1 protein-coding gene is annotated in these 18,202 nt (G+C 62.6%); it reads right to left on the bottom strand.

Annotation, left to right across the window (positions count from 1 at the left end; genetic code table 11):
• Positions 1-94: 94 nt before the first annotated feature.
• Positions 95-18,100 carry an Ig-like domain-containing protein gene (locus ACR42C_RS11095; protein WP_479985132.1) on the bottom strand — a complete coding sequence of 6,002 codons (18,006 nt, stop codon included), beginning with the start codon at positions 18,098-18,100 and terminating at the stop codon, positions 95-97.
• Positions 18,101-18,202 lie beyond the last annotated feature (102 nt).

Raw genomic sequence — 18,202 nt, 5'->3', positions numbered from 1 at the left:
CGAGCCCGCAAAATAATCTTGTGAAATATAGGGTTATGGCTATTCATGTAAAGAAACGCAAAAGGCCGCGAGGATCGCTCCCCGCGGCGTTGTTTTACGCAATTAACAGCTGATGGTTCGCCAGCAGCGTTGCCAGATCCGTCTGCACGCCGTTCAGGGTCACCAGGGTGGTTGGCGAGAACTGACCGCCGGTACCGTCCAGGTCAACCTGGATCTCGGTATTGCTGCCGTTTTGCACCACGCGGATGTAATCGCTGATATTGCCCGCGCTGCTGTCCAGCGTGGCCACGCCGTTCACGTAGCTCGCCGAGCCCGTGCCGGTATAGCCGCTGCCGGAGAGCAGATCGCGCAGGTCGATGCGATCCGTGTCCGCGGTCCCTTCCCAGGTGCCGACCGTAAAGCCGTTCACCACGTCGTGACCGTTACCGCCCGTCGCATCCGAGGCGTTGATCAGCTTGTAGAGCAATGTATCGTGACCGCCGCTGCCGATGTTGAAGGTGTCGTTCCCGCCGCGGCCTTCGAACTGGTTATCACCGCTGTTGCCGGTAATGACGTCGTCGAAGTTCGAGCCGTTGATCCCCTCAATGTTGAGCAGTCGTGACGTACCGAACCCGGTGTCCTGCGCGGTTGAAAGGCGCAGGTCAACGGTCACGCCGGAGGTCGCATTGCGGTAATCCACCACGTCCATCCCACCGGTGTTGCTCCAGGTGTCGTAGTCGGAATGGGTATTCCAGCCGCCGGAGCCGTTGTAGGTATAGGTGCCATCCTCTGCAATAAAGGTGTCGTTATACCCGGTTCCGGTAATGGTCCCGCTGTGGCCCCCGGTGGCGGCTTCGGCCGTCAGGACATAGCCCTCTTTGCCGTTGCCCGCCTCCAGGCCGCTCCATGTGACGTTATCCGATACGCCGTTGGTGATCTTCAGGATCTCGGCCGAATAGGTTTCATTCGGATCCAGCCCGTAGAAGCTCACCAGCGCAGAGGTATCGTTTGAACCGATACCGGACTGGGCGTTGATGATCTGCGAGGCCACCAGCACGCCCGCGGCGTTGTACAGATTGACCGTGTTGCCGTAGTAGGCGTTGATGCCCTCGCTGTCGACAATGTGCAGGTGCATCGCGGTACCGTCAGCAATTTTGGCGCTGTTTTGCACCAGCACCACCTTGCCGTTCTGCTGCGACACCAGCAGATCCTTCGCGCCGTCCCAGTTGTAGTCCACTGCCGCCACACCGGTGGCGTAGGCAATACCGGACGCCAGCTGGCTTGAGGTCCAGGTAGAACCGTAACCGTTGTTAGTGAACAGCGTCGCCGTCTGTGAACCGCCGTAGGTGCTGAGCTTGATGATGTCCATCTGCCCGTCCCCGTTCCAGTCCACCGCCACCGACAAATACCCCGCCGTGGCGTTAGAGGCTTCCACCGCGCTCTTGGTGGCAGAGAGCTTCCCGGTACCGTCGTTGTAGTAGATCACCCCGCCGTTGTTGTTGTAGCTGCTGCCCAGGTACAGATCCATGTAGCCATCGCCGTTGAAGTCCGCCCACGTCATCGACGCCGCCGTGGTGGTATTCGAGGCGTTCCCTACAAACACGTTGGTCAGGTTCTGTCCGATGGAGAGCGTGCCGTTGCCGTTGTTGTTGATCACGGTTAACGAGTACGCGCCGCTGCGGTTGGTGTGCTGGACAATATCTACCGTACCGTCGTTGTTCAGGTCGACGCCGGAGATTTCGCGCCCAGAATCGAACTGACCGTAGAAACCGCCTTCACCACCGGTGCCGTCCGGCGACAGAACGCCGTTGTTGTTCACCAGGTAGGTCAGTGAGTCCATACCGGCATCACCGTACGCCAGATCCAGATAGCCATCGCCGGTTTTATCGTAGGCAATCACGCCGCCGTACCAGATGGTGGTGCCCATTGCCAGCTGGCTGGCGTTATAGGTGCTGCCATCGTAGGTCCACATCACCTGCGTCGAGCCGGCGTAGGTGTTCTCCGTCGCGAAGATATCCTGCGTGCCGTTACGGTCAAAGTCGGCGGCGGTCTGGCTCACCACGTAGTAGCCACGGGTGTTGGTCAGCGTATTGCCGGCATAGGTCGAGCTATCGCTGCTGGAGTAAGACTGACCGTTAGCGATGATATTCCACAGACCGCTGCTGTTGATGCCGAAGGTCATGGTCGAGTTGTTGCTGTTCCCCGCCGTGGTCGCCCAGTCGGTATTCACCGAGGTGGTATCAATCACCAGGCTCCCGGTCGCCGTACCGGTGGTATTGCCGTTACCCGCGCTGCTCTTCACCTGTGCCGTCACGCTGTAGCTCGCCACGCTCAGGGCGTCGCCGTCCGGGATCTGCAGATACCAGGTGTTATGATCCGGGTCGACCACCACCGCGCCGCCGGTCTGGGAGGTGTAGGTTTTTCCGTTCACCGTTACCACCAGGTATTCACCGTTCACCAGGTCAGCGGAGACGGTACCGCTGACGATCGGCGTGGTATCCGACGTAGTCTGCGCGGTAATCGCCGCCGTGGTGGTCGGGACGCTGGTATCCACGCTCAGCACGAAGCCATCGGATTCCGTGTAGTTACCGGCCCTGTCAGTGACGCGCACAATGTAGATGTGATTGCCATCGCTCAGGCCGTTGTCCTGGAAGGACCAGCTTGCGCTGCCGTTCATCGTCACCTGGCCGAGCAGGACGCCGTCACGGTAGAGCTGAACAATTTCACCGTCATCCGGGGCGCGGTTAAGCGTCCCGTTGATCAGCGGCGCGTTATCGTCCGTTGCCACCGTACTGCCAAAGGTACCCTGACGCTCGCCTTCGCCGTCGGTATAGCTCACTACGCTGCCGACCGTGGTAGGCGGCGTGGTGTCCACCGTCACCACCTGCGACGCGGTGGAGCCAACGTTGCCGGCCTGGTCGATAATCCGCACCTGGTAGGTGTAGTCCCCGTCAGGCAGGTCGCGGGTATCGGTGTAGCTCCAGCGCTGGTTGGTGACCGTGGCGTCTGACCAGGTATTCCCGCCGTCCAGGCTGATCTGTACGCGCTCGTCGTTTGCCAGCGTGCTGCCCAGCGAACCGTTGATAGTCAGCGTGGTGTCCATGGTGATGAAATCACTGCCGGACTGTCCGGTATCTTCGCTGATGCTGTCGATGGTGATGCCGTACTGCGGCGCCTGGGTATCAACCGTCACCGCCTGAGAGGTGGTTGCCCCAACGTTGCCCGCCTGGTCAACGACCCGCACCTGATAGTTATGGCTACCGTCGGTCAGGGTACGGGTATCGCTGTAGCTCCACTGCGTACCGCTTACGGTGGCGTACACCCAGGTGCTGCCGCCGTCCACGCTCACCTGCACGAATTCACCCGCGCCGAGTTCTGCGCCGAGCGTTCCGTGCAGCGTGTACGAGGTCGAACTGGTCAGGAAGTCGTTATTGTCGAAGCCGGTATCCACGGTGATGTTATCCACGGTCACCGTAATCGCTGCATCCGGCGCGACCGTATCGACGGTCACCTGCTGATGGGCGCTGGCGCCCACGTTGCCCGCCGCATCCACAACGCGAACGTAGTAGTCATAGGTCTGGTTACCCAGCGTGCGACCGTCCACGTAATACCAGCTGTTGCCGGTGACAATCACGTTCTGCCAGGTAACGCCACCGTCGATGCTGATCTGGGCATACTCACCGTCCGCCAGCGTCGCGCCGAGCGAGCCGTGCAGGGTCAGGGACGTATCGTTAGTGATAAAGTCGCTGCCGCTCAGACCGGTATCGTCGCTGATGCTGTCGATGGTGATAGTTTTACTGGCGTCCGGTGCAACCGTATCAATGGTCACCACCTGGCTGGCGGTGGCGCTGATATTGCCCGCGTCGTCAATCACGCGCAGCTGGTAGTTGTAATCCCCGTCGGCCAGCGTGCGGCCATCAACGTACGTCCAGCTCAGGCCGCTGACGCTGACGTCGATCCAGGTAACGCCGCCGTCCAGACTGATCTGCGCGTGGTCGCCGCTGCCCAGCGCCGCGCCGAGCGTCCCTTTCAGGCTGATCTGGTTGTCGCTGGTGATAAAGTCGCTGCCGGACAGGCCGGTATCCTGGGTGATGGAATCGACCGTAATCGTCGTTGCCACAGGCTTCGTCAGGTCAATCACCACGTCCTGGCTGTCCGTCGCACCCACGTTGCCCGCGTTATCGATAACGCGCACCTGGTACTGGTACGTACCGTCCGTCAGGGTGCGACCATCGGTGTAGCGCCAGGTGGTGCCGGTCACGGTCAGGTCAATCCAGGTGGTGCCGCCGTCAAGGCTGATCTGCGCCTTTTCGTTATTGCCGAGCTGCGAGGTCAGCGAGCCGTTGACCACCACCTGAGCGTCGTTGGTGATGAAATCACTCGCGCTCAGGCCGGTGTCGTTTTGCAGCGAATCAATGCTGATGCCCATCGACGGCGCGGTGAGATCCACCGTGACGGTGTGGTTATCGCTGGCGCTGTTGCCGATGGCGTTGCTGACCTGCGCGTTAATCACGTAGGAACCGCCGTCCGCCAGCGCGGCCACGTCTGCGCTGCCCAGCGTGTAGCTCCAGGAGCCGTCATTCTGCACGGTCGCCGTATAGGTTTTACCGTTCAGGGTGATGGTCACCGTCTGGCCCGCCGGGGCGTCGGTGGTGCCTCTGACGACCAGCGGCGTTCCGTGCTCGGCGGCGTTGACGATATCGTCCTGCGCAAAGGTGTTAATGGTGATGGTTGGGACATCTCCGTTCAGCGTCACGTCGTGCGTTGCGCTGCCCGGGTTGCCCGCCCTGTCGCTTACTGAAGCGGTGATGGTGTAATCCCCGTCGCTCAGGCCGAGGAAATCGCGGCCCGGCACGAAGACCGACCACGATCCGTCCGCCCCGACGGTCGCCTGATAGCTGTGCCCGTTGAAGGAGACGGTCACCGTCTGGCCCTGTTCCGCCGTGGTGGTACCACGGATCGTCTGGCCCGCCAACTGCTCCGCGTTGTTGACGATATCGTCATCGGCCACGGTGCTGATGGTTACGGTTGGCGCGACGGTATCGACCGTTAAGGTATGCGTGGTCTGGCCGCCGTTGCCGGCTTTGTCGTTGACCGATGCGGTGACCGTCAGCGCGCCCTGGCTCAGGGCGGCCAGATCTGCCGCCGGCACGTCGAGCGTCCAGGTGCCGTCGTTTGCCACGGTGGCGGTGTAGGTCTTACCGCCCAGGGAAACGGTGACGCTCTGGCCCGCCTCCGCGCTGGAGGAGCCGTGCACGGTCAGCGGCTGCTGCGTTTCAAGCGCGTTCAGCATGTCGTCACCCGACAGCGTCGCAATGCTCACGACCGGCGCGGTGGTATCCACGCTGATGCCGTGCGTCGCCGACGCGCTGTTGCCCGCGCTGTCCTGCGCCGACACAGACACCTGATAGCTCGCGCCATCGGCCAGGGCGCCCACGTCTGCGGCCGGAACGGTGGTCGTCCAGCTGCCGTCGCTCTGGATGGTGGCCGTATAGCTCTTGCCGTTCAGGGTCACGGTGACCTGGGTTCCACTGGCGAACTGGGCGCTGGAGCCGTTAATCGCCAGTGAACTGCCCGCTTCTGCCGCGTTAATGACGTCATCGCCGCTGATGGTGTTAACTGTCAGCCCGACCGATGCAGTATTGACCTCCACATCGTGGGTGCGGGTGCTGCTGTTGCCCGCGCTGTCGGTAATCGTCGCGCTGAGGGTCACGGTGCCGTCGGTCAGCGAGGAAATCACGCTGGCCGGAACGCCCACGCTCCAGTTACCGCTGGCGTCAACGGTGGTGGTGTACTGGTTCGAACCGATGGTGATGACAAGCTTATCGCCGACGCTCGCGCCGGTTGCCGTGCCGCTGACAATCTGCGCCTGCCCGTGCTCCACGCTGTTGATGACGTTATCGCCCGCGACAGCGTTAAAGCTGACGGTCGGTGGCGTGGTATCAAGCGTTATCGTCTTGCCCGCGCTGCCCGGGTTACCCGCGGCGTCGCTCACGCTGGCCTGCACGGTGTAGCCGTTATCCGCCAGTGCGGACAGGTCTGTGCCCGGCACGTTCACGCTCCAGATGCCGCCCTGCTGCACCTGCGCGGTATAGCTCTTACCGCCCAGCGTCACGGTGACCGTCTGCCCGGCTTCCGCCGTGGTGGTACCGGAGACGGTCACGCCCGCAGCCGCTTCGCTGGCGTTAATCACGTTATCACCGGCCACCGTATCAATGGTCACGGCAGGCGCGGTCGTATCCACGCTGTACTCGCGGCCCGCCGAGGCGCTGTTGCCGTGCGCGTTGGTGACGCTCACCTGCACGCTGGCATCGCCCTCTTTCAGGCCCGCGAGATCCGCAGACGGTACGGTTGCCGTCCAGTTACCATCGGCGTCCACTTTCGCGGTGTACGTCTTGCCGCCGAAGGTAACGGTAACGGTCTGGTTTTCCTCCACGTTCGAGGTGCTGCCCGAGAGCACCAGATCCGCGCCCTTCTCCGCCGCGTTAATCACGTCGTCGGTGGCAATCGCATCGATACTGATAGCCACCGCCGCCAGATCGACGGTCACGTCATGGCTGATGGTCACCGGGTTACCCGCCGCGCTCTGGCCTGCAACGGTCACGGTGACCGTACCTGCTGCGAAGGCCGCAACGTCTGCCGCCGGGATCGCCGCGTTCCAGGAGCCGTCTGCCAGCACGGAGGCCGCATAGGTTTTGCCATTGACGGTCACGGTGAGCGTTGTGCCTGCCGCCAGCCCGTCGCTGGTGCCGGAGACGATCAGGTTTTGAGTATGTTCGATGCTGTTGATCACATCGTCGCCCGCTACCGTATCGACGCGCAGGCCCGGCAGGCTGGCGTCTATAACGATTTCGCGCTCGCCCGCGCCGGTGTTGCCGTGGCCGTTGGTGACGGTCGCCGATACGGTCAAATTGCCGTTGCCAAGGGCTGTCAGGACGGACTCCGGCACGTTAACGGACCAGGTCAGATCGCTCTGCACCGTTGCGGTGTAGCTGTTGCCGCCGATATTCACGGTTACCGTGTTGCCCGCTTCCGCGTTCGCTACCTTACCGCTGATGGTCTGGCCTGCCGCCACTTCCGCCGCGTTGATGACGTTATCGCCCGCCACGGTGTTGATGGTGACGGTTGGCAGCGCGGTGTCCACCAGAAGGGTCGCCGTATTGCTGATGCTGTTGCCCACGCCGTTGGTGGCGGCGACGCTCAGGGTGTAGTTCGCTTCGCCCAGCCCCGCCAGATCCGCTGCCGGAACGGTCAGGCTCCAGGTGCCGTCTGCCGCCGTCGTGGCCGCGTAGTTTTTACCGTTCAGGGTCACGGTCACCACAGTGCCTTCCGCCAGGTTGGCGCTGGTGCCGCTGACGCTCAGGTCCTGGCCTTTCTCCACCGCGTTCAGCACGTTGTCGCCGCTGATGGCGTTGAATGCCACGGACGGCAGGCCAGTATCGACGGTCACGTTATGCGTGCCGGTGCCGGTGTTGCCCGCCGCGTCGGTGACTGACGCAGTGACGGTTACGGTGCCGTCGCTGAGGCCGGAAATGACGCTGGCCGGTACGCCCACGCTCCAGTTGCCCGCCGCGTCCAGCACGGTGGTGTAGGTCTGGCCGCCGATGGTGACGGTGACCTTATCGCCCGCCGCCGCGCCGGTGGCGGTGCCGCTGACGATCTGCGCCTGAGCGTGCTCAGCGATGTTAATCACATCGTCTCCCGCCACGGTGTTGATGGTCACCGCAGGCACGGTCACGTCCACCGTCAGAGTGTGATCAACCGACGCCGGGTTGCCCGCCTTGTCGCTGACGCTCGCCGTCACGGTGACGCTGCCGTCGCCGAGCGATGCCAGATCCGCCGCCGGAACGTTCAGCGTCCAGCTGCCGTCCGCGCCTGCGGTTGTGGTGTAGTCTTTGCCGTTCAGCGTCACGGTCACGGTCTGGCCCGCTTCGGCGGTGGTGGTGCCGGAAATGGTCAGATCGGACTTCGCTTCTGCGGCATTCAGAATATCGTCGGATGCCAGGGTATTGATGGTCACGGACGGCGCGGTGGTATCCACGCTGTACTCGCGGCCCGCCGAGGCGCTGTTGCCGTTCACGTTAGTGACGCTCACCTGCACGCTGGCGTCGCCATCCTTGAGGTGTACCAGATCCGCAGACGGCACGGTCCAGGTCCAGTTACCGCTGTCGTCTACTGTCGCGCTATAGATTTTGCCGTTCAGGCTGATGGTCACGGTCTGCCCGGCTTCCACGTTGGTGGTCGCACCGGACAGCACCAGATCCGCGCCCTTCTCCGCCGCGTTAATCACGTCGTCGGTAGCGATGGAATTGATGCTGATGGCAACGGTCGCCAGATCCACCGTCACGTCGTGGCTGATGGTAATCGGGTTGCCCGCCGCGCTGTCGCCGGTAACGCTGATTTTGACGGTGCCTTCCGGCCACGCGCTCACGTCGGTGGACGGGATCGCCGCACTCCAGGTACCGTCCGCCAGCACTGTAGCCGCATAGTCTTTACCGTTGACGGTGACGGTCAGCGCCGTGCCCGCCGCCATCCCGTCGCTGGAACCGGTGACGATCAGGTTCTGCGCGTGCTCGATGGTGTTGACGACATTGTCGCCCGCCACGGTATTGACGCGCAGGCCCGGCAGGTTAGCGTCAATGGCAATGTCGCGCTCGCCGGAACCGATGTTGCCGTGGCCGTTGGTGACGGTCGCCGTCACGCTCAGGCTGCCGTTGCCCAGGGCTGCCAGCACGTCAGACGGCACGTTCACGGACCAGGTCAGATCGTCCTGCACCGTTGCGGTGTACGTGTTTCCGCCGAGGGTGACGGTCACGGTATTACCCGCTTCGGCATTCGCCACGGTGCCGCTCAGAGTCTGGCCCGCTGCCACTTCCGCCGCGTTAATGACGTTATCGCCCGCCACGGTGTTGATGGTGACGGTCGGCAGCGCGGTGTCCACCAGCAGGTTCGCGGTGTTGCTCACGCTGTTGCCCACGCCGTTGGTGGCGGTCGCGTTCAGGGTGTAGTTAGCCTGGCCGAGGCCGGCCAGATCGGCGGCCGGAACCGTCAGGCTCCAGGTGCCGTCTGCCGCCGTTGTCGCCGTGTAGTTTTTACCGTTCAGGGTTACGGTCACCACGGTGCCTTCCGCAAGGTTGGCGCTGGTGCCGCTGACGTTCAGATCCTGACCTTTTTCTGCCGCGTTCAGAACGTTATCGTCGCTGATGGCGTTGAAGGCCACCGATGGCAGCCCGGTATCGACAGTCACGTCATGGCTGCCGGTGCCGGTGTTGCCCGCCGCGTCGGTGACTGACGCCGTGATGGTCACGGTGCCGTCGCTGAGGCCGGAAATCACGTTCGCCGGTACGCCCACGCTCCAGTTACCCGCCGCGTCCAGCACGGTGGTGTAGCTCTGGCCGCCAATCGTGACGGTGACCTTATCACCCGCTGCCGCGCCGGTGGCGGTACCGCTGATGATTTGCGCCTGGCCGTGTTCTGCGATGTTAATGACATCATCGCCCGCCACGGTGTTGATGGTCACCGCAGGTGCGGTGATATCTACCGCCAGGTTGTGATCCACGGACGCCGGGTTACCCGCTTTATCGCTTACCGATGCGGTGACGGTCACGCTGCCGTCGGTTAATCCTGCCAGGTCCGCCGCCGGAACGTTCAGCGTCCAGCTGCCGTCTGCGCTGACGGTTGAGGTGTAGTCTTTGCCGTTCAGCGTCACGGTCACGGTCTGGCCCGCTTCGGCGGTGCTGGTACCGGATACGGTCAGATCGGCTTTCGCCTCCGTTGCGTTCAGAATGTCGTCCGTCGCCAGGGTGTTAATGGTCACGGACGGCGCGGTCGCATCCACACTGTACTCGCGGCCCGCCGAGGCGCTGTTGCCGTTGACGTTGGTGACGCTCACCTGCACGCTGGCGTCGCCGTCTTTCAGGCCCGCCAGATCGGCTGATGGCACCGTGGCGGTCCACTTGCCGTCGGCGCCTACGGTCGCAGTGTAGCTCTTGCCGCCGAAGATGATGGTGACGGTCTGGTTTTCTTCCACATTGCTTGTGGTGCCGGAGAGCAGCAGATCCGCGCCCTTCTCGGCCGCGTTAATCACATCATCGGTGGCGATAGCGTCAATGCTGATGGCGACGCTTGCCAGATCCACCGTCACATCGTGGCTGATGGAAACCGGGTTACCCGCGCTGCTCTGGCCCGTGACGGTCACGGTGACTGTGCCTGCGTTCAGCGCGCTGACGTCTGCCGCCGGAATAGCCGCGCTCCAGGTGCCGTCGGCCAGCACGGTCGCCGGATAGGTTTTGCCATTGACGGTCACGGTGAGCGTGGTGCCTGCCGCGAGCCCGTCGCTGGAGCCGGTGATAATCAGGTTTTGAGTACGTTCGATGCTGTTGATCACGTCGTCACCCGCCACGGTATCCACGCGCAGGCCCGGCAGGTTAGCGTCTATCACGATTTCGCGCTCGCCCGTTCCGCTATTGCCCACGTCGTTGGTAACGCTGGCTGACACGGTCAGATCGCCGTTACCCAGCGCGGTCAGCACGTCGGACGGCACGTTCACGGACCAGGTGAGATCGCTCTGCACCGTTGCGGTGTAGCTGTTGCCGCCAATCGTCACAGTCACGGTGTTGCCCGCCTCAGCGTTCACCACCTTACCGCTGATGGTCTGGCCGGCTGCCAGCTCCGCCGCGTTAATAACGTCATCACCCGCGACGGTGTTGATGATAATCCCCGGCAGAACGGACTCGACGATCACGGCGTGCGACGCGCTGGTGCTGTTGCCAACGCTGTCCGTCGCCGATGCGGTGACGGTGTAAAGCGCCTCGCCCAGTTGACCTACCTCGCTAGCCGGCACGGTGGTGGTCCATTTTCCGTTGCTGTCTACCTGCGCGCTGTACGCTTTGCCGTTCAGCATCACGGTCACTACCGCGCCTGTCGCCAGGCCGGAAGCCGTACCGGAGATCGTCAGTTCCTGGGTTTTCTCGCTGTTGTTGATCACATCGTCACCGGAAACGGTGTCAATGGTCAGCACCGGCGCGGTCAGGTTCACCTCCACGCCGTGTGTGGCGCTGTTGCTGTTGCCCGCCTTATCGGTCAGCGCCGCGGTAATGGTGTAATCCCCGGCGGTGAGAGCGGTAACGTCTGCCGCAGGTACGCCCACGCTCCAGTTGCCGGAGGCGTCCAGGGTGGCGGTGTACGATTTGTTATTGAGGGTAACGGTGACCACGTCGCCCGCAGCCGCGCCGGTCACGGAACCGGTGACAATCAGGGCCTGCGCGTGCTCGACGCTGTTGATCACGTCGTCGTCGGAAACGGTGTTAATGGTCAGCTGCGGGACGGTGGTATCGACCAGCACGTCGCGATCCGCAGAGGCCGGGTTGCCCGCCTTATCAGACACGGCGGCGCTGATGGTGTAGCTACCGTCGCTAATGCCGCTCAGATCCGCGGACGGCACGGTCACGCTCCAGCTGCCGTTTGCCTGCACGGTGGTGCTGTAGTCCACGCCGTTCAGCGTCACGGTAACGGTCTGGCCCGCTTCGGCGTTGGTTACACCATTAACGACCAGATCCTGCTGCGCCTCGGCCGCATTGATGATGTTATTGTCGCTGACGATCTCGATAGACACCGTCGGCGCGGTGGCGTCCACGCTGTACTCGCGGCCTGCCGACGCGCTGTTGCCGTTCACGTTGGTGACGCTCACCTGCACGCTGGCATCGCCGTCCTTCAGGCTGCCCAAATCGGCAGACGGTACGGTCGCCGTCCAGTTGCCGCTGGCATCCACGGTCGCGGTGTACGACTTGCCGCCGAAGGTGATGGTGACGGTCTGGTTTTCTTCTACGTTGGTGGTGGAGCCTGACAGCACCAGGTCCTCGCCTTTCTCCGCCGCGTTAATCACGTCGTCGGTGGCAATCGCGTCAATGCTGATGGCGACCGCCGCCAGATCCACCGTCACGTCATGGCTGATGGACACCGGGTTGCCCGCCGCGCTATTCCCCTCGACCTTCACGGTGACCGTGCCTGCGCCGAGCGCGCTGACGTCTGCCGCCGGAATGGCCGCCGTCCAGGTGCCGTCCGCCAGCACGGTTGCGGCGTAGGTTTTGCCGTTGACGGTGACTGTTAACGCCGCGCCCGCTGCCAGGCCGTCGCTGGAGCCGGTGATAATCAGGTTCTGAGCGTGCTCAATGCTGTTGATGACATCGTCGCCCGCCACGGTATCGACGCGCAGGCCCGGCAGGTTGGCGTCAATGGTGATGTCGCGCTCGCCGGAGCCGGTGTTGCCGTGGCCGTTGGTGACGCTGGCTGACACCGTCAGATCGCCGTTACCGATGGCGGTTAAGACCGTGGACGGCACGTTGACCGACCAGCTCAGATCGTCCTGAACGGTGGCAGTATACGTATTGCCGCCGATTGAAATAGTGACAGTGTCACCGCTCGCCGCACCGCTCACTTTGCCGCTCAGAGTCTGCCCGGTAGCCACTTCCGCTGCGTTAATGACATCGTCCGTGGCAACAGGGTTGATGGACACCTGCGGCAGCGCGCTGTCGACCAGCACGTCATGGCTGGCGCTTGCGCTGTTGCCCGCCGCGTCGGTCACTGCTGCCGTCACGGCATAGTTCGCTTCGCCCAGCGCAGCAACGTTTGCCGCCGGAACGGTGACGCTCCAGCTGCCGCTGGCGTCGGTAGTAGCGGTGTAATTGATGCCGTTCAGGGTCACCGTAATGGTGGTACCCTCAGGCTGGTTGCTGGTACCGGACACCTGCAGATCCTGGCCCTTCTCGACGGCGTTAATCACGTCGTCAGCCGCCAGGGTATTGATGGCAATGACCGGCGCGGTCAGGGAGACGTCAAACTCGTGCGTCGCGTTGGTGCTGTTACCGGCTTTATCGGTGAGGGTCGCGGAAATCGTCTGGTCGCCGTTTGTCAGCGCGCCCACGTCCGTCGCCGGAACGCCCACGCTCCAGCTTCCGGACGCGTCCAGCATGGCGGTGTAGTCTTTGCCGTTCAGGGTGACGGTAATCACGTCGCCCGCCTGCGCGCCCGTCACCTTACCGGAGACGATCAGCGCCTGGCCGTGCTCGGCAATATTCACGATGTCGTCGCCCGCAACGATGTTAAAGCTAATCTGCGGTACGGTGGTATCCACCAACACGGAAGCATCCGCGCTGGCCGGGTTGCCGGCTTTATCGGAAACGGAAGCGGTGACCGTGGCGCTGCCGTCGGAAATACCCACCAGATCGGCTGCCGGAACGTCCAGCGTCCAGCTGCCGTCCGCCTGAACCTGCGCGCTGTACTGCTTGCCGTTGAAGTTCACGGTGACCGTCTGGCCCACCTCGGCAGTAGAGGTCCCGCTCAGGGTCAGATCCTGCGCCGCCTCTGCCGCGTTCAGCATGTTATCGCCGCTGATGGTGTTAATCGTGACCGTCGGCGCGGCGGTATCGACGCTGAATTCCTGCGCCGAAGACGCCGCGTTGCCGTTGACGTTAGTGACGCTCACCTGCACGCTGGCGTCGCCGTCTTTCAGTCCGCTCAGATCGGCTGCCGGAACGGTGTACGTCCAGTCGCCGTTGGCATCCACCATCGTGGTATAGGTTTTACCCGCGAAGGTGATGGTTACGGTCTGACCCGCTTCAACGTTGGACGTGGAGCCGGAAAGCACCAGGTCCTGGCCTTTTTCCGCCGCGTTGAGCACGTTATCGTCGGTCACGCTGCTGATGGTGATGGCGACAGGCGCGAGATCGACGTCCACGACGGTGCCGATGGTCACCGGGTTGCCGGAGGCATCCTTTGCGCTGGCGCTGATGGTGAGCGAACCGTCCGCCCACTGGGACACGTCCGCTGCTGGTACCGCGGCCTTCCAGGTGCCGTCCGCCAGCACGGTGGCGGAATAGGCATTGCCGTTGATGGTCACGGTCACTGTGCTGCCCGCCGCCAGATCGGTGCTGGTGCCGGACACAATCAGGTTCTGAGCGTGTTCAATCACGTTGATCACGTCGTCACCTGCGACGGTATCAATACGCAGTCCCGGCAGCTGGGCGTCGATGGTGAAGTCCAGCGAAGACGAACCGGTATTGCCGTGCGCGTTGGTAACGCTGGCGGATACGGTCAAATCGCCGTTGCCAAGCGCGGTTAGCTGGCTCTGGGTTAACGGCAGGCTCCAGGAGAGATCGTCCTGCACGGTTGCAGTGTATGTCTGGCCGCCAAGAGTAATCGTGACAGTGTCACCTGGCGCCGCATTCGTCACCTTGCCGGTCAGGGTTTGCCCTGCAGCCACTTCCGCCGCGTTAACGACATTGTCACCCGCCAGCGCGTCGATCGTTACAACCGGCAGCGAGCTGTCCACCAGCACGTCGTGTGAGGTTGAGGCGCTGTTGCCCACGCTATCGGTGACGCTCGCCGTCACGGTGTAATTCGCTTCGCCCAGCGCGCTGACCGCGGCCGCAGGCACGGTCACGCTCCAGTTGCCGCTGGCGTCAGCGGTGGCCGTATAGTGGATACCGTTCAGGGTCACGGTAATGGTCGTGCCTTCCGGCTGGTTGCTGGAGCCGGAGATCTGCAGATCTTCGCCTTTCTCCGTCGCATTGATCACATCGTCCGCCGCCAGCGTGTTAATGCCGATAGCTGGCGTCACGGTATTCACCACCACGTCCAGTGAGCTGCTGCCGGTATTTCCGGACTGGTCGGTCACGGAGACGTTAATGGTCCAGGTGCCGTCCGCCAGCCCCTGCACGACGGACGCGGGCAGGCCGAGGCTCCAGTTGCCCGCCGCGTCCACCACGGTGGTGTAATCCACGCTGTTAATGGTGACAGTCACAAGATCGCCCGCTGCCGCGCCGGTGACGGAGCCGCTCAGGATCTGCGCCTGTGAATGGGCGAGCTGGTTTACGGTGTTGGTGGCGGTGACAAACTCGTTAATGGTTACCTGCGGTACGGTTGCGTCCACCAGACCCACGCGATCGGCGCTGCTGGTGTTGCCCGCCACGTCGCTGACGGTTGCCTTCACGGTAACAATGCCGTCTGCCAGCGCGCCCACGTCGACCGCGGGCACGCTCAGTTGCCAGGTTCCGTCCGCCTGGACGGTGGTCTGATAGTTTTTGCCGTTCAGCGTCACGGTGACCGTCTGGCCAGGTTCCGCCGTGCTGCTGCCGCTTAACGCTAAATCCTGCTGCGCTTCCGCCGCGTTGATAATGTTGTCGTCGGTCAGGTTATCGAGCGTAATCGCCGGAGGCTGCGTATCCACCGTGACCACGCGCGCGGCGTCCGCGCTGTTGCCGCTGATGTTAGTGACGCTGACGCTCACCTGCGCGCGCCCGTCAATCAGCGTTTCCATGGCGCTGGCGGGCACGGTCAGGCTCCAGGAGCCATCCTGCTGCACCTGCGCGGTAAAGGTCTGGTCGGCAAATTTCACCACCACGGTTTGCCCCGCCTCCACGCCCTGCGTCTGGCCGGAAAGGGTTAAATCACTGCCTTTTTCAGCCGCATTCAGCAGGTCATCGCCGGAGACGGTATCAATGGTGACCGCCACGGCGTTGAGATCGAGTTCAATCGGGTGTTCAGCCGCAACGGTATTGCCCCAGGCATCTTTTGCGCTGACGCTAACCGTCACCTCTCCCGCCGTCCAGGCCTGCAGGTCCGCAGCAGGAACACCAATGCTCCAGCCGCCGCTGGCAGTAACCACGGCGTTATATTCGACGTTGTTAATGGTGACGACGATCGTCGTGCCCGCGGCCAGGTGGGTGCTGGAGCCGGTAACGCTCAAATCCTGCTGCTGCTCGATGGCGTTGATAACGTCATCGCCGGAAATGGTGTTTACGCGCAGCCCCGGCAGTTCCGCGTTGATATTGATATCGCGCTCGCCGGTGCCGGTATTACCGTGCGAATTGGTCACCGATGCGGTGAAGGTTAAATCACCGTCGCCAAACGCCTGAAGATCCGCTGACGGGATTTTCACGCTCCAGGTCAGATCGCTGCCCACCGTGGCGCTGTAGCTCTTGCCGCCCACGGTAACAGACACCGTATCGCCCGCCGCCGCGCCGGTAACGCGGCCGCTGAGGGTTTGGTCCACGCCCGCTTCGGCGTTATTGACCAGGTTGTCGCCCGCAAAGGTGTTGATAATAACCTGCGGAAGCACGGTATCCACCAGCAGCGTCGCCCCGGCAGAGCCGCTGTTGCCCACGCTGTCGGTGCCGCTGACGCTGACGGTGTAAAGGGTGTTCGCCAGATTCAGGACGTCGGACACCGGCACCTGGACCGCCCAGATACCGTTTTCGACGGTAGCGTGATAGTTGACGTTGTTCAGCGTCACGGTGACGGCGCTGCCGTCCGGCAGGTTGCTGGTTCCGGTCAGGCTCAGCGGCTGCATCGCCTCCCGGGCATTCAGCACGTTGTCCTGGCTGATGGCGTCAATCGTGAATTCCGGGGGGTTGCCGCTCAGCGAAATGCCGTGCGTGGCGCTACCGGTATTCCCCGCCGCATCAGTGACGGAGACGGCAATGGTGTGGTTGCCCTCACCCAGCGCGCCGATGACGGAGGCAGGAACGCCCACGCTCCAGCTGCCGTCTGCCTGTACTACGCCGGTGAAGGTCTGGCCGCCAACGGTCACGGTGACGACATCCCCTGCCGCCGCGCCGCTCGCCTGCCCGGAAATAATCTGCGCCTGGCCCTGCTCGCCGGTGTTCAGAATGTCGTCACCCGCGACAGTATTGATGGTGACGACCGGCGCGGTGGTATCCACCGTGAAATCTGCGGTCACGGACGAGCCGTTGCCCGCTTTGTCACTGACGTTCACCGTCAGGGTGTGGTTTCCCTCATTAAGGGCCTGCACCTCGCTGGCCGCCAGCGTGACGGACCAGGAGCCGTCGCTGCCCACCGTGGCGTTATAATTTTTGCCGTTCAGCGTCACCGTCACTATCTGCCCGGCTTCCGCGTTGGTTTTACCACTCAGCGTCAGCGGCTGGTTGTGCTCGGCGGCATTAATGATGTTGTCCTGCGCGAGCGTATCGACGGAGAGGGTTGGCGCGGCGGTATCCACGCCAATCGTCTGGCTTCCGCTCACGGTATTCCCCGCCGCGTCTTTGCCGCTGACGTTGACCGTCCAGGTGCCGTCGCCGAGCGCCTGCGCGTCTGCCGCAGGCACGTTAACGCGCCACGCGCCGTCTGCCCCCACCTGAGCGGTGTAGGTTTTACCGTTCAGCGTCACGGAGACGTCGGTTCCCTCAGCCAGATGCTGGCTGCTACCGGAGAGCGTAAAGCCTGCGGACTGCTCGCTGGCGTTAATCACGTTGTCCCCCGCCGTTGTTGCCAGCGTAAGCGTGGCCTCGGCCGTAGAGACGGTGACGGTGATGCTGCCCGCAGAGGTGGTTTTACTGCCGTCGATCTGCACCACCGACCAGGTGTGCTCTCCGTCGGCCTGGGTCGGAAGTTTTACCGTCCAGGTACCGTCTTTACTGACCATCGCGCTGGCGATGGTGCTACCGCTGCCGTCTTTAATCTGGATGGTCGCGCCCGGCTGACCGGTACCGCTAAAGGTCGGCGCGTTGTCGTCCGTGATCGCGTTTGCGCTCAGTACTCCCTGCTTGTCGCCCACCTTGTCCGACAGCAAAAAGGTCGGCGTGGCGCTTTCTACTTCCTTCGTATTATCAATAACTTTGGTTTTTGTTTCGCCATCTCCGCCGTGGGCCAGCAGGGCGCCAATAGCACCACCGCCTAATGCCGCCCCTGCAATCCAGCCCCACGGCGCATCGCTCAGGACGCTTCCCTGCTCCAGGAAGGGTTCAATGCTGCTAATGGGTGTGGCCTGCGCGGATAATTCAGTGACGGCAACGCCTGACGCTTCACCGGCATCGGCAAAAGAGATATGAGACAGCTCCTGCCCGTCGTTGAACACCAGCTCTGACTGATGTTGGGTGTCAGGATCTTCGACAAAATAGTTATTGCAGCGAATAACGCTGCCGTCCTTCATATAAATGAGAAGGTCTTTACCCTGGCGGACATAACGCACCACGTCCTGAGCAGAGCCCTGAATTTCAATCACGCTCGGCGATGAAATTGACACCGACAGATTTCCTTCGCCGGTTAATTTCGTTTTCTCCGCCGTTTTACGAATGATGACATCAACAACCTTTACGTTACTCATATTCTTCTCCTTGCAGGTGTACGGATTCCTGTGGATATGTCCACCAGACGGATGTAGCTATCCCTGGGAAAAAACACCCATTATTTTCAGACTTATTTCGCG

The organism is Enterobacter sp. MG-EB028, assembly GCF_056673305.1.
Note: the sequence above shows the minus strand (reverse complement) of the source record. Positions and strands in the feature narration are given on the sequence as shown.